The following is a 19,630-nucleotide window of genomic DNA, read 5'->3' as shown; positions in this document are numbered from 1 at the left end:
TAGTGAATATCTATATATGTTACAAGGGTATATGTTATGAACACCATATAGTAGTATATAGGCTATAATGTATTGTTAGTGATATTATGAATCTGGAAACTCCCTGTCAGGCAGTTGTGTGGGATATCCTTCCCGCGATCCGTGCCGCTCTCGCAATGGAACTTGTAAATAACGGTATCTCGCAGAAGGAAGTTGCAAAAATGTTCGGTATGGCACCGTCTGCAGTATCGCAGTACCTGACGAAAAAACGAGGTTATCGAATAGAGTTCGATGACGACATAAAAGAGGCGATATCACATCTTGCTTTTGAGATACAGGAAGGTAAGGTGGACAATGTTCCTGCGAAGATCTGTGAGATCTGCAGGTACTTGAGAAAGGGTGAGGGTGCTTGTCCTGCAGATGAATGATCTGTGACATCAATTTTGAGATTGAAAGGGCAATTTCCTCTTTTTCTGATTTTTATTGATTACTTTCCAACTTTTTTGTAGAATGGGGTCTTCTCTCTTCTTATTTCCTCTTATTTTGCTTAGAACATAATCTATATATAGTATCGACATATATTCACGATTGTGATTCACAATAGTGAATCGGCATCAACTGGCTGGATGGCAGAGTGGTTATGCGTCCGACTGCAGATCGGAGTATGTGAGTTCGATTCTCACTCCGGCCTTTGAAACAGATGCAGAGCTGAATTTCCCTTACTTTTCTGTTCTGCATCTTTCTGCACTTTCCGATTATCTCTACAAAACAGGTGAAGACATGAATCAATTCGCACAAGCAACTGAAAAAGATATTACCCGTTCGATAGTTGAAGAATTCCTTGGAGATTTTCTTTCCCATATTGAAAGTGATGTGATCATCGTTGGTGGAGGTCCAAGCGGCCTTGTGGCAGCCCGTGACCTTGCATCCAAAGGTCTCAAGACCGTTGTGCTTGAGAGCAACAATTACTTCGGTGGCGGTTTCTGGTTGGGTGGTTACCTTATGAACAAGGTCACCGTCAGGGCTCCTGCACAGGAGATATTCGACCAGCTCGGTGTTCCGTACAAGGAAGTACCTGACATAAAGGAAGGTCTCTATGTTGCGGATGCACCATCAGCATGTTCCAAGCTGATCTCTGCTGCCTGTGATGCAGGAGCTTTCATGCTGAACATGAACAAGTTCGATGATGTGGTCCTCAGGGATGGTCGTGTTTCCGGTACTGTGACCAACTGGACACCGGTTTCAGCCCTGCCACGTGCCATCACATGTGTTGATCCTGTAGCGATCGAGACAAAATGTGTCATCGATGCAACAGGACATGATGCAGTTGTGGCTAATTCCCTTGCAGACCGTGGTCTTGTTGACCTAAAAGGTTTCTCTGGAATGGATGTTGAGAATTCCGAGGACGAAGTGGTGAACAACACCTCTGAGATATTCCCTGGACTTGTGGTTACGGGAATGGCTGCTGCCACATGTTTCGGTCTTTCCAGAATGGGTCCTACCTTTGGTGGTATGTTGCTGTCCGGTGTGAAGGCTGCAAAGATCGCTGAAGAGATCGTCAGGTCCCGGTAATCTTTTTCGATGGGCAGCATTTGCTGTTCCATCTCCTCCCTTCAATTTCAGGCTGTATATTTACAGTCGCAACTTTACAGTAAATGGTTAACGCTTTATACAGTTGCCAATATAATCCCTGTATATCATTTAATCTCTGCTAAGGCTGTTTTATTGCAGTCGACCATTAGATCCCGGCAGAGTATGTCTGACATTAAAAAATTTATTTGGTCAAAGAGGTGTTTGCCAGATGTTCGATAAGACAGTTTATCTTGACAATGCTGCCAGTACCCGTCTGGATGAAAGGGTGCTTGAGGCAATGAAACCATATTTTTTTGATACTTATGCAGTAGCTACTTCCGAATTTGGCTATTCCATGGGGATCGATTCCAAGGAAGGTCTTGAAAGATCAAGGAAGCTAATTGCATCGACCCTTGGTGCAAATCCCAATGAGGTCGTGTTCACTTCGGGAAGCACCGAATCAAGCAATATGGCAATAAAAGGAGTTCTTTCTGCACTGAAAGGAAAGAAGGATGATCACATCATCGTTTCCCGCCTTGAGGATTTTGATGTGCTGAACACTGCCAAAATGCTTGAGAAACAGGGGTACAAGGTCGATTTCATAGATGTTGACAGTGAAGGTATCCTTGACCTTGAAATGCTTAAGGCTGCCATCACTCCGCAGACCGCTCTGGTATCCATCCAGCATGCAAACCAGGAGATAGGCACTGTACAGGACATTAAGGCCATAGCAGATATCTGTAAGGAAAAAGAGGTCCTTTTCCATACAGATGCTACTCACAGCTTCACAAGGCTGCCACTTGATGTAAGTCAGGTCCCTGTTGACCTTGTAACGGTCTCAGCACACACGATCCACGGTCCCCGTGGTGTCGGTGCACTGTATATAAGAGAGGGAACTCCGATCAACAAGTGGATGGACGGCGGCTTCCAGGAGTTCGACCTGCGTGCCGGTATTGAGAACATCCCTGGTGCCGTGGGTTTTGCAAAGGCTGTTGAGCTGGTGACTCCCGAGGAGAACGAAAGGCTCAAAGCAATGAGGGATCGCATCATGGAGAGGGCACAGTCTGAGATCTCCAGCGTAACCCTGAATGGTAGCGCTACCAGCAGGCTCCCACAGAACGCCAATCTGACCTTCCATTATGTTGAAGGTGAATCCATCACATTGCATCTTGATATGATGGGATTTGCCGTGAGCACCGGATCGGCATGTTTCAGCCGTTCCCTTGAGGCAAGTCATGTGATACTTGGTATCGGTGGCGACCATGAGCGTGCCCATGGTTCATTGCGTTTCAGTTTCGGAAGGTTCAATACCATGGAAGACGCAGATGCTATCATTGATGCATTGAAGGAAGTTGTTGAAAATCTCAGGGCTATCAGCCCGCTGTCAGCAGACGACTGATCATTAGAAAGGAACAGGAGAGTGGTCATATGACATTCCCATATAGTAAAGAGGTACTTGAGCATTTCAGAAATCCACACAATGTGGGCAAGATGGAAAACCCGGATGGAAAAGGTCTCGAAGGCAGCCCGGCCTGTGGGGACATGGTTGCCGTTTATTTGAAAGTGAATCCTGATACCCTTGTTATTGAGGATATCTCCTTTGAATCCTACGGTTGTGCATCCAACATTGCCACAGCTTCCATCATCACAGAACTGGCAAAGGGCAAGACCCTTGAAGAAGCAAAGAAGATCACATGGAAGGAAGCAGCTGAAGCACTTGGAGGACTTCCTCCGGTCAAAGCGCACTGTTCTGTACTGGCAGTGGAGGGACTTCGTTCAGCTATCCGTGATTACGAGGAAAAACACGGAATGGTGGTTGAGAACGAGCCAACAGATGAGGAAGTTGTCAGAAGGCGCCTGAAACATGTGATGAACCCTATAAAGGGACTTGACATAATCAGGACCGAGCTTGTTTTGAAGATCGTTGTGGAGGGAGGAAATGTGCGTGTAGTGCTTGACCTGCCGTCCCATCACCAGTTCGCAGCTGCAATAAAAGAGGACATCATCGAGAAGCTGGAAGCTCTCTGGGATGTTGAAAGTGTCACGGTTGATTTCATCTCCTGATACTTTCCTTTTTACCTTTTACCTTCTATCATTGGTTTCACATTTATATCATATTTAAAACAGGTCTTTGATGAACATGGAAATAAGATCAATTACTCCCTGTAAGAGCGGTCCGGATATTCAGCATGTGATCGCAAAACTTGATAATGAAATAGATATTACAAAGGCATGTGAAGCCCTGAAGTCTGAGGAAGGAAGTCTCATCAAATTCCTGCGTTGCTCCGAGGAGCTTGGTGCTATTCGCTTTACTTCCGGTGCCATGATGATCCTCGTTTATAAGAGTGGCAAGATCACTGTAAGGCATGCTCCCAGTGAGGAAGCTGCGAGGGGGTTGCTGGAGAGGGTCGCTGAGCTTGTGGAATGAGGGTTTTTTGGTTGGATCTGTATTCATCTATCTATAACTGATTTTCTTCCATATTTGCGGCATTATATATTAAAATTGGAAAACATCCTACTTTTCTGATCAACATCATTTTTTAATATTTATCTATACTAATTTCGTGAATTTAAATTAAGTTTAAATGTTCTTTTTTCTTCTGTTTCCTATCTTATATTGTTGGCCTTGTGTCCACATTTGCTTTGCTTTACAACATTTCAACTGGCTGCTGCATCACTTATAAACTTTCTTTTTTTATTTGATATTTTTAGTAGGTATAAGTTAATTCTATCATGGTGGCCAAGTCTAACTCATTTTTATTTATCGTATTATAACCTTTCTTGTCCCTTATGTATCAATTCCGAATTGAAATAATCTTATTATATAACTATTGTGCTTATATGAGCAATCTTTTTATATTAAAAAAATCAATTTTAACTGACAACTGATGCAAGGTATATGTATTTGCATAGGTTAAAGGTGATATAATTGGCAAAAGATGAATTATTCAAAGAGTTATCTGATGCAGTAGTAAGTTGTAGAAAAGACGATGTGATAGCTGCAGTGAAAAAGGGAATGACTCAGGCATCAGCAGTAGATCTTATTGATAACGGTCTTGCAATGGGTATGAATGAAGTCGGTATACTTTTTGAGAGGGGAAAACTCTTCCTCCCCCACGTTATGATGGCAGCTGACGCAATGACTGCTGGTGTTGAGCTACTTCAGGATGAGCTTTCCGCAGGCACAGGCGCAGGCCAGAAGCTCGGTGTTATCGTCAACGGTACCGTTGAGGGTGACGTGCACGACATCGGTAAGGCAATCGTCTCAACAATGCTTCAGGCATCAGGTTTTGAGGTCCACGACATTGGAAGGGATGTACCACTCCAAAATTTCATTGACAAGGCAAGGGAAGTCAATGCTGACATGATCGGTCTCTCTGCACTTATGACAACAACTCTTCAGGGCCAGAAAGAAGTCATTGAGCTTCTCAAAGAGAATGGCATGATTGACAGTGTAAAGGTCATGGTTGGTGGCGCACCAGCAACAGATGCATGGGCAAAGAAGATCGGTGCAGACTGCTATGCAGAGAATGCAAGTGAGGCAGTAGCGAAGGCAAAGGAATTCTTGTTATAAATTTTTAAGAAAGGTGTATAATATGGCAACAGAACATATTACTAGAATGGGGGATGGTCGTAGGCTTTCTATGACTAAAGAGCAGATAAGGGATGATCTTGAAGAAGGATGCGGGTTGGCTGTAGATTTTGCAGAAGTTCCTGAACTATCAGAGGATGAAATTGATCACCTTCTGGATATTGTGATTGCTAAGGATAGGGTTGTTTCAGTAGAGCCTGGTAAAGAAATCATAATGACTCATGATGGTGGTACTCTTTCAATTGAATCTGAACATACTGCTGGTGTGCCTTGTGGCAGGCTACTTGCTTCAGTCTTCCATGAGAGGGGTTATTGCATGGACACAGTTGAACTTGGCCATGTTGATTATAGTTTTAAACCTGTAAAACCAGTTATTGCATATGAGTGTCAACATATGAGGTTGGTACAGGAAACTGTAACAGTACCTGCTTTTTATGGTGCAATGCCGAACATGGGATTGTATTACACCCCTGATGGCCCCTATGAAAACCCTGGCGATCTCATGAAAGCATTCAAGATCGAAGAAGGAAGGGTATCTATAGAAAAATCTGCAGCACATCTCACAAGAGACATTGAATGGATCGTTGATAAGATGATGACCTCTGGTGGTGCTGACGGATTTAATTTTGACACTGCAGGTGCAGCCGGGGATGGTGATCTTTATGCGGCCCTTAATGCGGTAGAATCAGTAAGGAAAGCATTCCCTGATATGTATATTGAAATGGGAATGGCAAGTGAATGTGTGTTGGGCATTCATGGTGACCTTAAATACAAGGGTTCTGATATTGCAGGCCTTTGGACACACGAGCAGGCAAAACTTGCTGAAAAAGCAGGTGCTAATGTATTTGGTCCAGCTGTTAATACAAATACTACCAAATCATTTGCATGGAATGTTGCAAGGGCAGTTACAATTGTAAAAGAGGCTTCGAGGGTTTCTTCACTACCGGTTCATGTTAATATGGGTAATGGTGTGGGTGGCGTCCCGATTTTTGAATACCCTCCTATTGATGCGCTTTCGAAAGCTAATAAAGCAATGGTTGAATTGGCAAAGGTTGATGGTATATAGAGCGGATCCGGCGATTCCTTCAGCATGAGGGCAATTCACACTGCTGCATCTGGTATGAATGGTATGAGGACTGCAGGAGACCTCGTTGCCAGAGCACAGTTTGCTAAGAGTCTAAAGATCGATGGTGCAAAGAAATACGTTTCAAAGAAACTTGGGGTTGATGTATTAGATCTTTCAGATGAGCATGCAATGAAGGATGTGCGTGAAGAATTTGGTTTTGGAGCTCTTGGAGAGTTTGCAGAAACTCCAAGGGGTATTGCAGCAAAACTGAATATCGAGAAAGCACTTGATCTGAAGATAAATTCTTGTGAAATGCACAGAAAATTGACAGATGTCTAAGCAATAAATAATCGAAGCAACTGTAAATTTGCCAAAAATATTATCTTATTTATGGCAAATTTATTTTTTTAAGTATTTGGAATTACGTCTCTGATATTAAGATAAAATCTGTGTTCTCATCTTTAAAGTAATATATCATTTAAAGTTAGTCTAATCTCTGACAATATTTCTTCATATATGTTGATGTGAATATTCATTACACAAATTTTAAAAAATGAATGCACAAATTTAACATATTGTTTTTTTGTCTTTATGTAGTAAAATAATACTTTAGCAATTTTAGATTGCCATATTCATCTGTGTGGTAATAAAAAGGAGGTTGGGATGCATGGTGCCTCATAAGTGACACCACGCAAAATCAGGTTTTTAAAAAGAATCTATAAGGTATTAGAACTCTTCAAGTTCTAAACCCATTTCTGATATTTTCTTTTGCATTTTAGCCCAGTGATCTGTAAATTCCTTGGTGGGTGTTATTGTTTTCAGATCATAAAGTTCCTGGAAGGTTTTACCCTGCTGTGGTTTGAAAGTCGAAGGTTCGTTTCCACCATACAATTCTATTAATTTGACCACAAATTCGTTTGCTTCTTCAAGACCCATGCCTGCAAATGATCTCCTTGCTGCGTCAAGGATTCTGGAGTTCATTCCGGAATATTCATCCTGGCGGATTGCATCGGATGTGATTGCACCAAGAATGGCATCTGATCCCGTTGCAACACTCGAACCTGCTACTGCAAATGTTTCATAGATCATATTATCAGTACACATTCCTGAAGAAACGCCGCAATAGTCCTGAACTAATGCATTTGTGTTCTGGGTTATTGCTGCTGTTGCTCTGCTTAGGGCAAAGAATCCTTCGTTGAATACCTGATGTCCGGTTACTACATCGAATGGTGGTGTCACATTAATAGTTGGACCCCCTAGTAGGAGGAATGATGAAATAATCTCGGCAGTTAGTCCGATTGCAGTAGTTTCAGGTCCTCCCAGGTATCCTCCCAATACTGGGGCCATGCAGTTTGTAATTCCAATTCCATTGTATTCGCAATACATGGACTTCTTTATAACATCCCAATCAATTTTGAGGTCATTTAGGAGGGAAACTAACATACGATCAGTTGGACGGAGTCCATCTGAGGAATGTGCAAAACACTGTGCTTCACTTGTAGTTCCGCTCATTGTTCCAATAATTGAAAGGCCAGGTTTTCCTGCTCTTCTGATGGCTTCACGCGTCATTATCAGTTCTTTTCTTGCAGCGATCATTTCTGCAGGAGTATTTGATCTCACCTCAAAGCCATATACTGTTTCAGGAGTTGCTGTGTGAAGACCTTCAACACAAGGTTCCTTTGCAATTGATTGCATCAATGGGACATAGATATCTTCACTGATGGGTGCACCACAAGGCCCCCCTATAATTGGTGGCAATTTCTTACTTTCAAATCCTCTTTTTGATATTGTGCATTTGTCCTGATCCGCACCTGTTGTGTAAGTTCCTGGGAGATTCTTCAGATGATGTTTTATCTCTTTTTCATCAAATGTAATTATACGGCCCGTGGAATCGTTGTATATGCCCACATCCAGGAGGAGGTCGATGGCTGCATTATAAACATCTTTTATTTCGGAGGGATCTGTAGGGACTATCTCGTCTGGGTTGAATGAAATGTCATACTCTTCTGCAAGCTCATATAATCTTGTGGGGAGTATCATGTTCGAGAATTCAGTCTCATCAGCTTGTTTTCCTTCGATTGAGCGTATGTAAAGTTCCCATGTATCTAACATAATATTACCTCATATCTTAAAACTAATCAACTAGATTATGCAGCAACGAGTTCTCTGGCTACGTTGATGGCATCGAGTGCATCTTCTGCATATGCATCAGCACCTATCTCTTCAGCATATTTCTGGCTCACCGGTGCACCGCCAACAAGTATCTTGAATTTATCTGAATCTGAAAGCTCTACTACATCTCTAAGGAAAGGCATTGTGGAGGACATAAGTGCAGAACATGCAATAATGTTCGCATTTCTTTCTTTTGCAGCTTCAATGAACTTCTTGGCAGGTATGTCTTTCCCGAGATCGATTACATTGAATCCTGAAGTTTTCAACATAGTCGCAACAATATTCTTGCCAAGATCGTGGATGTCTCCTTCAATTGTACCGATAACAATTGTTCCAGCTTCGCCAATTGCATCTGCATCTGAGCCTTCAAGAGATTCAAAGATTATCTTGCTTGATTCATCCATTATTCTTCCGGAAATAACAACTTGTGGGAGGAATAATTTTCTTGCATCAAAACGCCTTCCAACTTCAAGCATCGCATCTCCTAAAGTTTTCAGGATGGTCGTTCCAGCAATTCCATTTTTTAAACAATCTTCTACAGCAGCTTTTGCTTTGTCAGATTTCATTTCTAGAAGGGCATCATATGCAGCGTTTAACAGTTCATCTTCTACCATTATTTCACCTTGTTATTATTTGTAATTGTTTGTAATTGTTTGTAATTGTTTATTACAATCTCAACTCGTATTTGTTATTATATAAACATTGTGCTTCTACGCAAAATATTTATATATTATATATTCAACACATCATGTGTTGCCTGAAGCAATATTTATCTGTATGTCTTTCTTATCTATTTACTGGAAAATTCTGATGATGTGTATATATTGTTGGTTGTGTGGGGCTCCTTATCTTCATAAGGGCCCGACAAAGAAAATGGTGCTATCAGAAGTGTAACTCTTCTGTTGCTTTTGCAACAATTTCTTCCTTTGTAGCCATTTTTAATTATTCTTTGTTAATCAATTTCTTTCTGCCTTGTCTGCCTTTGCCATTACTGCTTGCATATCTTTGAGAATATCTGCATCAATTGACATTACTTCATGTTCTTTCATGACTTGCTCTACTTTTCCATGAGCAACCTCTCTGATATCCTTGGATCCGGCATGTGCCCAATCCCCATACATCATCCTGTCAAAGATCATTGGGTTGGATATGGCATCTATGTTGTTTCGGGTAGTCTTATGGGCCAGGAAGTTATTGGCTGCTCCCACATTCATAATTGCATCTAATGCAATCGTTTCGTTTGTTACTGGGATTCCGTTAACAACTTTCTTAATTGCGCCAATGATATCATTGTCAATTACAAGTTGCTCCATTGAAAATGACATTCCAAGTTCGAGCATACCTGCACCATATACCATGTTTGCACCTGCCATTGCAGGAAGCATGCCTGTTAATGTCTTTTCGTGTCCTGATTGCGCATCAACCGTTTTTGCATCCCCCTATGCACCTGCTACCAGGCTTGGAAGTCTATAATACTGTGCAAGCTTTGCAACCCCTGCACTAATAAGTCCAAGCTCGGGGCAACCGACAGGTGCTGTTCCTCTTCTTGGGTCGAATGCAGTTGTTGAACTTCCATACCATATGGGTGATCCTGGATTGACTAGTTGTGAAAGCACAATTCCGGATAACACTTCAGCATTATGGGTTACCAGAGTCCCCGCCATGAAAATTGGTGATGATGCGCCACCCATTGCCATACTAAGTTGAAGCTTTGGATATTCATATTCTGCACATTTTATGAGTGCCCTACAACAGTTATCATTAAGCTCCAATGGGCTTGATGGACATCCTCCTACTGTGCAGATTGGTTTTCTTATGACCTCTTCCAAGTCTCCTCCGTAGTATGCTGCCTGCATTTCAATATTGTAGTCAATATGGTCGGCAGTGGTATCTAGGTGGATTGGTTTTGATGAATTTGTCATAAGTTGGTATTGGCCATGGATTAGTGATGATCCTTCTCCGATCATGTCCATAGCTTCAACCGGGTGGAAACAGAAATCAATATTATCTGCCCAATCAACCATTTTAGCAATTTGGCCAATATCGTTCTCTGTACTGTCTCGGGTGATGTATTTTCCGGTGGACTCGTCGTAGGTGTTTACTTTAACTCCAATTCCAAAATTAGTCCAACAAATCTCTTCTCCAGCTTCTTGTGTGATGGTTTTTTTCTTATCACGGCCATACAACTTAAATCTGGATGGTGTAGTTCTTATTGCGCTTTCAAGAAGATGTGGTGGGATCTTTACCATTTGCTCCTTTTCATCAACATCGCAACCTGCATTTTTGAAAATTTCTCTGGCTTTTTCATTAATTACTTTTATTCCATATTCCGAAAGCAAGTTCTCTGTTGCATAGTGTATAGTATTCAGTTCATCTTTTGAAAAAATATCAAGGTTGATGCCATTTAGTATATTCTTGTTTGAATATGATTTATTTTCCATGTTCATATCACCTGGTAAATTTAGTTGTGAATATGTCCATGTCCAGTTCGACTAAATTCCCTCTTAGTCTTTATGCCACAAACACAAAGTGGTTTTCATAGTATATAAAAATTGCTACAAAAAGGGAAACTATTATATATTGTTATTATTTTCTAATACTCTAGTTTCGTAAACAGTTTGTGTGGTTTACTCTATTTGTTAGAGGGAGATTTCTTTACGAGTGTTTTATTCTATTTTAAAAAAGCGTGGTAGCCATGTGATTGAATTATGTTTGGCTTTATAACTTGAAGCTAAGTCGTTCTGTCTAAAAAAAAGTTGGTCTGAGTTTCTCAGACCTTGTTCATAAATGTTCGTGATAGGTAGAGGGCTAAAAAATCTAAAGCTAGCAGTAGAACTGCAAATATATAATCTGCTCCATTAAATGCCCATATGCCATCAATGTGGAATATCATTCTCTTTTGCCTCCTTCTTAGATCTTAAGGGATTCAATCCTTTCTTTTCCCAGATTGCTTGTGGTTAGCTTGTATATCACTTTCTCTTTTGCAAAGTGCCTGCCATCGTCTTCTGCAGAATCAATTGCTTTAAAAATATTGGATGATGTAAGCTCAATTGTCCAAAAACGTATGACCCATTTCCAATAATCTGATGATTTGCCATATATCTTTTGGATTTCGGCCACAAGCTCGTAATCCCACGCCTCTCCTTTGTCATACAGAAGCTTTACAAGTGCAGTCTTCATTGTCATATTGTCATAGGTCATTTCAAAATTCCTCCTCGACATATGTGGTTTTTCTGGATAATGAGGGTGTATCATCAATAGCTCTTGTTCCTTCTGATAGTTCCGAACCACTGTCCCAATACATATATACGGTACCCATTACTGCAATAGCTGCACCTGCAAGGATCCACCACTTAATTACATCCCCCATAAATATGTACAGTGCTAAGAACCCTGGAATTACATATAATGCTGATACACTTGACCCGCGTCCGGCGCCTATCAAAGGTAGTGATCTGTAGATTCCGACGTATGCGGAATATATTGATAATGCATAGAGAATTTCCCAAACCCAGAATGCAGGCTGGGTGTATATGTGAATCATTGCACTAATGACTGCATTGGATCCGAATGCCAACATTGCAATTGGTACGCACACGAATCCCCACAATAATACATCAAAAACTCCGCGGCAGGTCATGCTCATACAATAATCGTAGAAATCTGAAACTCTTGAAACAAATACGCTTTCAAGCCCCCATGCTAATGCAGCGGCAAATCCTCCAATATATCCAATGATTGCTATTAGGCTATTCGTTTTACTAAGGTCTGCTATTAATAAAAATGGATTAAATACAAAAATTCCACCAATAATGATAAGTGTGATTCCAATTGCAGCCTTTCTTGTTATCTTCTCTTTATACAACGCTTTTGCAATAAGTGCTGCGAAAGCTCCAAATAATAGGCTAGCGGCTGCTGCAAAAGAACCCCCTACTGTGCCTACTGCAAGTTGATATCCTGCAACCCCTACGGGACTTGCAACCAGTGTTGCAAGAAGCATTACCTTTGAAATCTTCCAGTGCTTTATTGCCTTTGGAACATCAGATAATTTGCCTTCTCCACCTGCCCAAAATAACACGCTTACTGAAGCTTTTGCTATACCTGCTCCAAAAGCAATTGCCACTAATGCGAGGAAAAGTCCGTTTCCTTCTGGGAAGATCGAAGTCATTGAAAAATCGGGTAACTTCCACACGGCTACGGCAGGGACGTACCCCATTCCCCACAGGATGGCGCCCAGAATTCCCCACATGAAACCCCATTTAACTCGGCTATCTCTTTCTTTTTTGATTAATCTGTTTAATCTCAAATCCTTTTCATTTGTCATGTCTATATTCTCCTTTACTTTCGGAGTTGTTGTGGCATATTCTGGACATGACTATCCAAACGATATAGCAATTTAATAATATATAATCATTTTGCACCATTGAGAAATGCTTATATATGACTAATGCTGAGATTACGTGTTTGTCGTAGAGATGTGCAATTCTTATAAAGTGTCACTCGTGATATTTTTATTTCCTACTTATATTGAATTGTGAACTTATGGGCCATGATTGAGGCTTTGCTGGCTAAGCTTCAAAAAATCTGCACAAAACATATTCATTCAATCTGAAAAATTATTCTAAAATTAATTAGGTCTTGTGCTTTTTCTCTAGTCAGTGAGATAAACAGCAAAAAGGAGAGGATACTGAACTAAATGCACAATCTAGATGTATCTTTCAAGGTTGTGTATCTAGTGTTTGTTTTTAGTTTTACGCCGGGGGTCTGGTCATTTATCATCTATGGCATTGCTTGAATTTAGGACTGATTTTTTAAGAGGCATTTATTCTTCTTTTTTATATATCATATTTTTTACATTATATACTAATCTGATGTTTCAAAACAGTTTCTCTTTAATTATGAGGTATATTTCGAATTGATGCTAACGTAGTCTGGAGTGAGGTCGCATCCCCAAGCAGTTGCTGCTTTTTCCCCATTCCAAGATTAATCATTATTCTGACTTCTTTTTCAGCCCTTACCTTTTTCAATTTATCAATCTGAGTTATCGTTTTGCTTTTAATTTTCCCGTTTTCTACAATATCTTCTTTTTTTCCAGGGTTTGCAAAACTGATTGATATTGATTCTTGCTCTATTTCTACTCCTGAATATCCAACGGCAGCTATAACTCTCCTCCAATTTGGATCATTCCTGAATATTGCTGATTTTACAAGGGGTGAACTTACTACTGTTTTTGCAACTTTTCGGGCATCATCAATAGTTTTAGCAGCTTTTACCTGAACTTCGATCAGTTTTGTAGCACCTTCTCCATCTCGTACAATTTTTCCCTAATTCTGTATGTAAGTAGTCGAGTCCAGCCTGAAACTTATCAGTATTTGTTTTATATTTTGAATTTCCTGTTGCTGTAATAAGCACTGTATCATTGGTACTGGTGTCGCCATCTACTACGATCATATTGAAACTTTTGTTAACAGCTTCTCTGAGGAATTTATCTAATGAGTGGCTTTCTATGTCTGCATCTGTGTAGATAAATGCAAGCATAGTTCCCATATTTGGTTCTATCATTCCTTACCCTTTTGCAATGCCACCAATTCTAACTCCCGATTCTAGCTCGATCGCGAATTCCTTTTGTGTGGTGTCAGTTGTCATGATTGCATTTGCAGCTGCTGTGCTCGCATCAGGTTCGTTAGATAGGTTCTCTAGAACTTCTTTAGTATGTTTGCTTATTGAACTACTGTCCATCCTTTTTCTGATGACTCCGCTTGATGCAACTGCGATTAACTCTTGTGGTATTCCTGTATGTTTGGAAAGTATCTCTGTCATCTTCTTAGCATCTTGTATGCCTTCTTCCCCAGTAAATGCGTTTGCATTCCCGCTATTTGCTATTACTGCAGAGAGTTTCTTTATTTCAGCAATTCTCTTCTTTGTGACGATGACCGGTGCAGATGTTATTTTATTCTTTGTAAAGACTCCTGCAGCATTGCCTTCTGCAATTATTATTGCGAGGCCATCTTTTCCATGCTTAGTGCCTCCGGTCCAAACTCCATCTATTGCACAAATGCCGCCTTTAATGAGCTTCATATTTATTCTCCAATTTTGAATATTATTAATATTTAACATAATAATTTTTGTTTTCATCATTACGTTCCATAATTTTATTAAAAACATCCTGCTCAATGGGTTTCATTTCCATCTGATTAAGTACTGAGAGGACATTTTTTACATCTCTTTTTCTATCTGTTTCTTCTCTGTCTGGATTTACTACACCTTCAAGAATAGAATCTGATGGGATTATGGACGTAACAACATTTGCACCTGCGTTTAATCTGTCTTTCATTCCGCCTATCCCTTCAACATCCAGGGATGCAGGGATTAATCTATTTGGGAACATTAGTCTCATGATTGCTATAATTTTTATTTCATTAAGGCTGCTGCTTGGGTTTTTATTCTCGAGTGGTGTTCCTTCCTGTGGAACAAATGTCATTACTCTGACCATATCTGGATATCTTTTTTCTATTTCTCTAAGGGACAGTATTATTGAGTCGATACTATCCTCAATTCCTGTAAGAATCCCATCTTCGACTAGTAATCCTACATTCTTCGCATCTTTTTTGCAGTCAATTCTCTCTTTAAATGACTGGTTGGTTCTCAGCTTCTGGTAAAGTTCGTATTCATATGTTTCTTGGTAAAGGGCAAGAATATTGGCACCGCTCTCTTTTAGTTTAATTAGAAACTCTCGGTCAATGACTCCTGGTGAAATCATTATTGGTAAGCCAAATTTGTGTTTGATTGTTCTGATAAGTTCTACTAACTGTTTGGGATTGTTGTGGAAATATGGGTCTTCTCCCATGGTAAGATCAATCATATTGACCCCCTCTTTTTTGAGAACGGTGCATAATCTTATCACTTCTTCCACATCTAATCTATAACGTTTTATTTTGTTTGATTTTTTGTAGTAGCAAAATGCACATTCGTTTTTGCAATGTGTTGAAAAATATACAAAGCTAGAAAGTATTATTTTATTATCAAAAAAACAATTTCTTACCTTCTGAGATACATAAAAAAGCTTTTGGAGTTCGTTTTGGTTTTCTATTTCAAGTATGCTTCTTATTTCTTTATCTGATATTTTATATCCACTTTTAATCTTTTCTACAAACTCATCTAATTCGTTGTAATCCATCTTTTCAAACAAAATCATGCCCTCCTTGTTTTATTATTTATATTTTTTTATTACGCTTCAATATAATAATACATGTCAAAAATAATATTATATATACATTTCTATTTCAATAGAAGTTTTTATATATGGATGTTGTACTTACAAGTTATAATAAACTATTTATGATTGGGTGAAATCGAGTAAGGATGTGCAATTGTGAACATGAATAACTCTAAAGAATTGTATGACTTGGCGAAGAATCTGATGCCTGGTGGAGTTAGCAGCCCTATACGTGCCATAGATCCCTTTCCATTTTATGCAAAATTTACAAATGGATCAAAAATCTATGATGTTGATGGAAATGAATACATTGATTATTGTCTTGGATATGGTCCACAAATTCTTGGGCATAACCATTCTTATATTAAGCAAGCAATTCTGAACCAGTTAGAAGATGGTTGGATATTTGGAGTTCCTTATGAGTTGGAGATTAAACTTGCAGAAATGATCTCGGATGCATATAATGCCATTGAGATGTTGAGATTTGTTTCCACCGGGACTGAAGCAACTATGAGTGCCATTCGACTTGCAAGAGGGTATACTAAAAAGAACAAAATAATAAAAATCGAAGGTGGCTTTCATGGTTCGCATGATTCTGTTTTGGTCAAAGCAGGTTCTGGTCTTGCTTCTCAAGTAGAATCCAGTTCTGCAGGTATTCCTCTGGATTTCGTAAAACATACACTTCAAATTCCTTTTAATGATGTTGAATCTTTAGTTAAAACCATTGAAGGGAATAAGGATGATATTGCAGCAATAATTATTGAACCCGTAATGGGAAATATTGGTCCAGTCGTTCCTGATGATGGATACCTTCTTATGGTGAGAAAAATTACGAAAGAACATGATATTCTTTTAATTTTTGATGAAGTAATTACCGGCTTCAGGTTGGCAATGGGGGGTGCATCCGAATACTTTAACATCGTCCCAGACCTTGTAACTCTTGGGAAAATAGTTGGTGGGGGTCTCCCCATAGGTGTCTTTGGAGGTAAAAAAGAAATCATGAGTATGGTTTCTCCTTCTGGCTCTGTCTACCAAGCAGGAACTTTTAGTGGTAGTCCATGTACGCTATCTGCAGGAATTGCAACTCTTGATTTTCTAAAAAGCGAAAACGTCCATGAAAAGCTAAATTCAACCGGGTGTCAACTAAGATCCGCTCTTTCTGATGTCATTGCGGACAAAAGGATAGATTATTCGGTTTCGGGATTATCTTCAATGTTCAAAATTTTCTTTGGCGAATTTCCTCATAATTATTCTGATGTTCTAAAATGTGAGATGAATGAATATCTAAAATTTTTCCACAGAATGTTGAAAGGGGGTGTATTTCTTCCACCCACTCAATTTGAAACGAATTTTATCTCTTTTGCACACAGTGATGAGGATTTACAAAAGACTATTGAGGCTTATCAGAAAGCACTTTGAATTTTTCGTCGATTGATTTAATCTATATATTTGTATATTATCAGGAGTTAAATATGTATCCAGAAATTAGAATGCGAAGGCTTAGAAGTAGTAATAAGATCCGGGAATTAGTTCGTGAGACCTCAATTTCAACAAGTGATCTTATATATCCGATATTTGTAGATGAATCGATCAGTGTTCCTCAAAATATTGCTTCAATGCCGGGGATGCAAAGAATACCACTTGAAGGTGTTGTGGATGATGCAAAAGAATCTGTAGATCTTGGTATCTCTGCTGTAATGATCTTTGGAATCCCCAGTAAAAAAGATGAATCTGGTTCTTCTGCTTGGGGGGAGGATGATGTTGTACAGAGTGCAGTTCGTGAGATCAAAGGGGATCTTGGAAAAGATATACTTGTGATTACTGATGTTTGTCTTTGTGAATACACCAGTCATGGTCACTGTGGGGTTGTGGATTATGATTCTGAAAGTGTATTGAATGATCCAACTCTCCCTCTTCTTGGAAAGGTTGCTATGAGTCATGCAAAAGCAGGTGCAGACGTTATTGCACCTTCTGGGATGATGGATGGAATGGTCGGTACAATTCGTTCATCTCTTGATATTGGTGGATTTGAAAATGTGCCGATTATGTCTTATGCTGCGAAGTATGCATCTTCTTTCTATGGTCCTTTTAGGGATGCGGCAGATTCGAGCTATTCTTTTGGGGATCGGTCTGCTTATCAGATGGATCCTGGTAATTCAAATGAAGCACTGAGGGAAGTGGGGCTTGATATTTTGGAAGGTGCAGATATGGTGATGGTAAAACCTGCTCTTCCTTATCTTGATATTTTATATCGTATCAAAAATGAGTTTAAGCTTCCTACTGCGGCTTATAATGTAAGTGGTGAATATTCTATGCTGAAGGCAGCAGCTAGTTTGGGTTGGCTTGATGAGAGGAAAGTTATGTATGAATCACTACTTTCAATAAAAAGGGCTGGTGCGGATATGATTCTTACCTATTTTGCAAAGGATTTTGCAAAGATGTTGAAGTGATACAATAATGTATCACTGTTTTATCATTTTATTTCCTTTTTGGGAACAAAGTTTCTAGGCGACTTCATTTCTTTCTGAAATTGTTTCGTCCATTGTCTTGTTTATATGCTGAGTACTTATTCGGTAATTTTAGCACCAAGTATCTCATATATTGTGTTTAATGATGTATCATATTTTTCATAGTATTCTTGAGATGGTTCGATATCATTCACATTATAACATTCATCAAAATTCTTTCCAACTTCTGGTTTTTGATTCACATACATTTTGTATAATTCCATGCAGAGGTAATTTGCATCATCCAAATTCAAAGCAGTTGCTAGTTCTGCAGCCTTGACCATAAACAATGCATCTAATCCTCCTGCATGATTTAGTGTGCTACCTCTATTTGGGATGGGTCCTGAAATTGAATCTACTCCGCAAATAGTAGTTCCTATTGTTTGAACTGCAGTTTCATACATCATGGAATTTGTGCAAGGTCCTGATGAATTTTGGATTACTATCCCGTGGAGAAAACGTGCATTTCTTGAAATTGCCATGCATGCACTAAATATGGCCCACATTAGCTCTAATGATCTGGATGCAGCAGTCTGTAATGTAGTTGGGGTAATAAATCCCATCGGTGCAGAATAAAGTACTCTATTTTTTATAAATTCGGCAACCATTTGAATTGCAAATTGTTCTGGTATGGAACTCGTCATTCCCCCCATGATCATTATATTGCTGGCTAGATATGATACTCCAATACTTTTGTAATGCAGTACTCTTGATATTTGGTTAAGGTCAGCTTTTAAATCTGGTAGTGGGTAAAATTCTTGTAAATCTCCTGGTCCCATAATTTTAGGATTAGCAATGGAGATTGATGTTAATGGGTCTTCTATAAATGGGGGGCTTACGCGACACATTCCTAGGCGCCCCTCCAGTCTACAGGCATCATTAACAAAATTTACTGCTTTGTGCCCTTCAAGCATTTTCAACGGATTATTTTTTTCAAAAATATTTTCGTATAATGTAGCTGGAGATATGCATTCGATGTTTTTAATTTTTGTATATGAGCGGTGAATCGGGATGAATTGATCTTCTGATACCGGAACTGCTGTCGGTCCTCCCATTATTAGTGGCATTCGTGTATCAAGAACGTTTCTGAAGTATACATTAGTTGTTTCTGAATTTTGGCCGATGGTGAAGGAAGGTTGTGAATTGTCAAGGTTTCTTTTTATCTCTTCTTTACTAAACCTAATTACTCGGTTGGTATCTGTGCAGAAAATACCGGTGCTTTCTAATAACTCAATAGCAGCATCAAATATCCTATCTGTCATTTTGAAGTCGAATGGGATTATGCTTTCCTTATCATAGTATATATTGTGGAGTTCAACAAGATCAAAACTATTCTGATATATTATTTCATCGTGCTCACTTTCTGACCTCTTGTCTCCATGAAGCATTTGGGTTATATGGTTATTCATACAATTTCTTTCCCTTGTTGTGAATTAGCCGGTAATTGTAATTATATTGTTTTTAGCAAAAAGTTCATTGATATAATAGACTTGATATCGTTTTTAACTTTTTCATTAATGTATGTA

At 39.4% G+C, this 19,630-nt stretch carries 14 protein-coding genes, 1 tRNA gene and 3 pseudogenes; 10 read left to right on the top strand and 8 right to left on the bottom strand.

Annotated features, from left to right (window positions below; genetic code table 11):
* Positions 1–86 precede the first annotated feature (86 nt).
* From ACR3I3_RS11005 to mtbB, 8 genes and pseudogenes are all read left to right on the top strand, one after another.
* On the top strand, positions 87–407 hold the full coding sequence (locus ACR3I3_RS11005) for a transcriptional regulator (protein WP_440952297.1): 321 nt from the start codon (positions 87–89) through the stop codon (positions 405–407).
* A gap of 192 nt (positions 408–599) precedes the next feature.
* A tRNA-Cys gene (locus tag ACR3I3_RS11000) sits at positions 600–670 on the top strand.
* On the top strand, positions 646–1,551 hold the full coding sequence (locus ACR3I3_RS10995) for a sulfide-dependent adenosine diphosphate thiazole synthase (RefSeq protein ID WP_440952296.1): 906 nt from the start codon (positions 646–648) through the stop codon (positions 1,549–1,551). Before ACR3I3_RS11000 ends, ACR3I3_RS10995 begins: the two co-directional genes overlap by 25 nt.
* 229 nt (positions 1,552–1,780) lie before the next feature.
* Positions 1,781–2,950, top strand: a complete 1,170-nt coding sequence (locus tag ACR3I3_RS10990) for a cysteine desulfurase family protein (protein WP_440952295.1) — start codon at positions 1,781–1,783, stop codon at positions 2,948–2,950.
* Positions 2,951–2,979: 29 nt separating this feature from the next.
* On the top strand, positions 2,980–3,615 hold the full coding sequence (locus ACR3I3_RS10985) for an iron-sulfur cluster assembly scaffold protein (RefSeq protein ID WP_440952294.1): 636 nt from the start codon (positions 2,980–2,982) through the stop codon (positions 3,613–3,615).
* 76 nt (positions 3,616–3,691) lie between these two features.
* On the top strand, positions 3,692–3,979 hold the full coding sequence (locus ACR3I3_RS10980) for a hypothetical protein (protein WP_440952293.1): 288 nt from the start codon (positions 3,692–3,694) through the stop codon (positions 3,977–3,979).
* Positions 3,980–4,480: 501 nt separating this feature from the next.
* Entirely contained in the window at positions 4,481–5,125 is a 645-nt protein-coding gene (gene mtbC / locus ACR3I3_RS10975) for a dimethylamine corrinoid protein MtbC (RefSeq protein ID WP_440952292.1), read from the top strand.
* A gap of 22 nt (positions 5,126–5,147) precedes the next feature.
* A pseudogene (gene mtbB / locus ACR3I3_RS10970) lies at positions 5,148–6,548 on the top strand ([dimethylamine--corrinoid protein] Co-methyltransferase).
* 387 nt (positions 6,549–6,935) lie between these two features.
* Here the strand turns inward: mtbB and ACR3I3_RS10965 are convergent.
* The 7 genes and pseudogenes from ACR3I3_RS10965 to pylB form a co-directional block, all read right to left on the bottom strand.
* The gene (locus tag ACR3I3_RS10965) at positions 6,936–8,321 is read right to left on the bottom strand and encodes a monomethylamine:corrinoid methyltransferase (RefSeq protein WP_440952291.1); all 1,386 of its coding nucleotides are present in this window, start codon (positions 8,319–8,321) and stop codon (positions 6,936–6,938) included.
* Positions 8,322–8,356: 35 nt separating this feature from the next.
* Positions 8,357–8,995: a cobalamin B12-binding domain-containing protein gene (locus ACR3I3_RS10960; RefSeq protein WP_440952290.1), complete on the bottom strand. Its 639-nt coding sequence runs from the start codon at positions 8,993–8,995 to the stop codon at positions 8,357–8,359.
* Positions 8,996–9,337: 342 nt separating this feature from the next.
* Positions 9,338–10,822: pseudogene (gene mttB / locus ACR3I3_RS10955) on the bottom strand ([trimethylamine--corrinoid protein] Co-methyltransferase).
* A 469-nt stretch (positions 10,823–11,291) separates the two neighbouring features.
* A complete protein-coding gene (locus tag ACR3I3_RS10950; RefSeq protein ID WP_440952289.1) occupies positions 11,292–11,582 on the bottom strand; it encodes a hypothetical protein in 291 nt (96 codons plus the stop codon).
* Position 11,583: 1 nt separating this feature from the next.
* Positions 11,584–12,705, bottom strand: coding sequence for a hypothetical protein (locus tag ACR3I3_RS10945; protein WP_440952288.1), 1,122 nt, complete (start codon positions 12,703–12,705; stop codon positions 11,584–11,586).
* Positions 12,706–13,277: 572 nt separating this feature from the next.
* A pseudogene (gene argJ, locus ACR3I3_RS10940) lies at positions 13,278–14,459 on the bottom strand (bifunctional ornithine acetyltransferase/N-acetylglutamate synthase).
* A gap of 25 nt (positions 14,460–14,484) precedes the next feature.
* Positions 14,485–15,570 (bottom strand): methylornithine synthase PylB, encoded by a 1,086-nt coding sequence (gene pylB, locus ACR3I3_RS10935; protein ID WP_440952287.1) that lies wholly within the window; start codon positions 15,568–15,570, stop codon positions 14,485–14,487.
* Positions 15,571–15,759: 189 nt separating this feature from the next.
* Between pylB and hemL the strand changes: the two genes are divergently transcribed.
* Entirely contained in the window at positions 15,760–17,016 is a 1,257-nt protein-coding gene (hemL, locus tag ACR3I3_RS10930; RefSeq protein ID WP_440953795.1) for a glutamate-1-semialdehyde 2,1-aminomutase, read from the top strand.
* A gap of 53 nt (positions 17,017–17,069) precedes the next feature.
* Entirely contained in the window at positions 17,070–18,047 is a 978-nt protein-coding gene (gene hemB / locus ACR3I3_RS10925; RefSeq protein ID WP_440952286.1) for a porphobilinogen synthase, read from the top strand.
* Positions 18,048–18,163: 116 nt separating this feature from the next.
* Here the strand turns inward: hemB and ACR3I3_RS10920 are convergent, their stop codons facing one another.
* Positions 18,164–19,492 carry a monomethylamine:corrinoid methyltransferase gene (locus ACR3I3_RS10920; protein ID WP_440952285.1) on the bottom strand — a complete coding sequence of 443 codons (1,329 nt, stop codon included), beginning with the start codon at positions 19,490–19,492 and terminating at the stop codon, positions 18,164–18,166.
* Positions 19,493–19,630 lie beyond the last annotated feature (138 nt).

This window comes from Methanococcoides mangrovi (genome assembly GCF_052057775.1).
Classification (GTDB): Archaea; Halobacteriota; Methanosarcinia; order Methanosarcinales; family Methanosarcinaceae; genus Methanococcoides.
The sequence above is the reverse complement of the archived record's forward strand: the minus strand, read 5'-3'. Positions and strand labels throughout refer to the sequence as shown.